General features: G+C 70.0%; 4 protein-coding genes. 1 reads left to right on the forward strand and 3 read right to left on the reverse strand.

Annotation, left to right across the window (positions count from 1 at the left end; genetic code table 11):
• On the forward strand, positions 1–1,118 hold a 1,118-nt coding region (locus AC1DBQ_RS22465), incomplete at its 5' end, for an HNH endonuclease signature motif containing protein (RefSeq protein WP_476930619.1).
• 289 nt (positions 1,119–1,407) lie between these two features.
• Here the strand turns inward: AC1DBQ_RS22465 and AC1DBQ_RS22470 are convergent.
• The 3 genes from AC1DBQ_RS22470 to AC1DBQ_RS22480 form a co-directional block, all read right to left on the reverse strand.
• Entirely contained in the window at positions 1,408–2,232 is an 825-nt protein-coding gene (locus AC1DBQ_RS22470) for a thiazole synthase (protein WP_476930620.1), read from the reverse strand.
• 5 nt (positions 2,233–2,237) lie between these two features.
• Positions 2,238–2,474 carry a sulfur carrier protein ThiS gene (gene thiS / locus AC1DBQ_RS22475; RefSeq protein ID WP_476930621.1) on the reverse strand — a complete coding sequence of 79 codons (237 nt, stop codon included), beginning with the start codon at positions 2,472–2,474 and terminating at the stop codon, positions 2,238–2,240.
• Positions 2,471–3,436, reverse strand: a 966-nt coding sequence (locus AC1DBQ_RS22480; RefSeq protein ID WP_476930622.1) for an FAD-dependent oxidoreductase, incomplete at its 5' end; no start/stop codon positions are given. The genes thiS and AC1DBQ_RS22480, both read right to left, overlap by 4 nt.

The following is a 3,436-nucleotide window of genomic DNA, read 5'->3' on the forward strand; positions in this document are numbered from 1 at the left end:
CGATGGAACACGCCCTGACCCTGACCGCGATCGAGAACGACCCCGATTTCCTGACCCGGATCGCGCGGCGCTRGACCKACGCCCTGGACCAGGACGGTGCCGAACCTAACGAGGAAGCCCTCCGCCGGCTCCAGKGCGCCTTCATCCGCAAACCCCGGCACGGCCTGCACCACCTGGAAATCTTTGCCACCACCGACCAGTTCGAACACCTCGTCACCGCCATGAATACCGCCACCAACCCCCGCACCAGCGCAGGAACCGATCCCGGCCCGGACCCAACAGCCGGCCCCGGCACCGGCGACGGAGCGGCTACCGACGCGGCGGACAGCGCCGCCAGGGCCGGCGGGGTTTGCGKGGAAACGGACGGCGCGGTCACTGACGTGGACGCGGACGGCGGGGTCCGTGACGGCAGCGGACACGCCGCCGGTGCAGCCGCCCGGTCTGATGCGGCCGTAAGCACCGCGGCCGGTGCGGCGGACCCGGACTGCGTCCTGGACCGCCGCTCGCGGCCGCAACGGCTGCTCGACGGCCTGATCGGCGCCTGCGACGCCGCCCTCGCCGCCGGGGCCCTGCCGCCCGCCGGCGGGCTCCGGCCCCAGGTCATGGCCACCATCGACTACCGGGACCTCCTCGGCCGCCTCGACCTCCTCGACCGCACCAGCACGCCCAACGGCGGCACCGGCACGCCCGGCCCGGGTGCGGGATCACTGATGTTCGCCGGACCCGTCACGGCCTCCACGGTGCGGAAGATCGCCTGCGACGCCGACATCATCCCCGTCCTGCTCGGCACCGAAGGCCGGATCCTGGACATCGGACGCACCTCACGGATCTTCCCGCCCCACCTCCGCAAAGCCCTCGCCGCTCGGGACCAGGGCTGCGCCTTCCCGCAATGCACCATCCCCGCACCCTGGTGCGAAGCCCACCACATCACCTACTGGTCCCGCGGCGGGTCCACAAACACGGAGAACGGAACCCTGCTCTGTTCCCACCACCACCATCTGATCCACAAGGAACAATGGAMCATCCAGATGCGCAGCGGCATCCCCTGGTTCATCCCGCCACCCCACGTCGACCCCCTCCAAACACCCCGACGCAACAAATACTTCCGCCCCGACTAGTAGTCGTTCTCTGATAGGTCGGTGCTCGCTGTTTGTCCCTGCGCGTTCYTGGCAGCGGGGGCAGTATCCCGGCAGTTCGACGCAGACTCATCGGAGTTCCTCGCGGACGCCGTAGGGGCTATGGCTTCCCTCGCCGGCCACGGGCCTGCAAGGCGCTTATCGGCGATGACAGGCGCCGATGGGCGATGGAAGGCTCCGCCTGGTGATGAGGATCTGTGATGAAGCGGTCCTGCTGGCGGAACCAGGTCAGACCTGCCAGCCTCACCGGCCCTTCAGAGGAAGGCGGCCGTTACAGGAACTCGGCCCGGCCTTCCATCGCCGAGGACACCAGTGCGTGCTCGCGCCGCGGGATCCTGCCGGCCGCTTTCGCCAGCCTGCCGGCGATGACGGCATGCCTAAAGGCCTCCCCCATGAGCGCCGGATTCTGCGCCCGGGTCACGGCCGTGGCCAGCAACACGGCGTCGCAGCCAAGTTCCATCGCCAGGGCCGCGTCCGAGGCCGTGCCGATCCCGGCATCGAGCACCACGGGCACGGACGCCCGCGAGACGATCAGCTCGATGTTGTGCGGGTTCAGAATGCCCAGGCCGGTGCCGATCGGGGCGCCCAGCGGCATCACCGCCGTCGCCCCGAGGTTTTCGAGCCGCAGGGCCAGAACGGGGTCATCGTTGGTGTAGGCAAAGACCTTGAAGCCGCGGGCCACGAGCTGCTYAGTTGCGTCCACGAGCTCGACCGCGTCCGGCAGCAGGGTGTGCTCGTCGGCAATGACTTCGAKCTTGACCCAGTCCGTCTCCAGCGCCTCGCGGGCCAGTTCGGCGGTGAGTACGGCGTCCTTGGCGGTGAAGCAACCGGCCGTATTCGGCAGCACTCGGATGTTGTTGTCCAGCAGCAGCTGGAACAGCGATCCMGTTTCCGCCGGTGAATACCGGCGCATCGCCACGGTGGTCAGTTCCGTGCCGGAGGCCAAAAGCGCCGCGCCCAGCCCGTCCAGGCTCGGCGCACCGCCGGTGCCCATGATGAGCCGGGATCCGAGCGTCACGCCGTCCACCACGAACGGATCGGCGAGGGCGCCGGCAGCCGGCAGGGCCGGCGATCCTGCAATAGTCGTTTCGTTCATGCTGGTCATCCTCCTTGGACTGCCGTAACAAGTTCGACGTCGTCGCCGTCGGCGAGCGCGGTGGCGTGCCACTGGCTGCGGGGCACCACTTCAGCGTTGCGGGCCACCGCGATACCGAGCTTCTGCCCGTCGGCAGCCCGGCCGTCGGGGCCGATGCTCCGGCCCGTGAGCTGGCTGACGAGTGTGCTGACGGAGGCGCCGTCGGCGACGTTCTGCTCCGTTCCGTTCAGTCTGATGTTCATGCTGCTTCCTTGTTGGGGCTGTCCCCGGACGCATCCGGGGTGCGGGAGAAACGGTCGGGGCGGAACCCGGCCCAGCGCGGGTCCGGTATACCGTCCATGAGTTGACKACAGACGACAGCGGCTGCCGGGGTCAGCAGGACGCCGTGCCGGAAGAATCCCGTGGCGATGATGAGGCCCGGGACGTCCCCGCCTTCCGGGCGAGAGACCCGCCCCAGCATCGGGGCGTTGTCCGGTGTGCCGGGGCGGGCGCGCGCCGTGGCTTCGAGCAGTTCCAGCTCGGCTACAGCGGGCACCAGCTGCTGGGCGTCACGGAGCAGCTGGTAGACACCGCCGGCGGAAACAGCGTGCGGATCCGACGGGCCGTCTTCGCGCTGGGTGGCGCCGATCACCACCGTGCCGTCCTGCCGCGGGACGATGTACACCGGCACCCCGCGCACCATGCCACGCACGGTGGCCGTAAGCAGTGGTTGCAGATGCGCGGGCACGCGGAGCCGAAGGATGTCGCCGTAGACCGGCCGCAGCGGGAGTTTCAGTCCGGCAGGCAGCCCGTCAAGGTTGGCGGCGCCAAGCCCGTTGGCGACCACGGTTTCCGCGGCCCGCACGGAACCGCCGCCCGCGAGCCGGACACCGGCGACGCGTCCGTCCTCCCACAGCAGCCCCGCCGCACGCCGACGGACGAACCTGCAGCGGCCCTCCGCGCCGAGCAGGCTGGTGAGCCGGGCAATCAGCATGCGGGGGTCCACTTGGTGGTCGGCCGGGATATCAAAAGCGCACGAGATACCGKGGCTGAGCAAAGGCTCCCGGCCACGGGCCTCGCGCACGGTCAGGGGCTTCACGGTGAGGCCGGAGGCCTGCTGGACTTCCCTCAGGTMCGCGAGCGCGCGCCGGTCCGCCGCATCGGCACCGACGGCGAGGGTCGGCGTCGTCAGGTAACCGGTACCGGACCAGGCCCGGGATCCCGG

This window comes from Arthrobacter sp. 10T413_2, assembly GCF_056394205.1.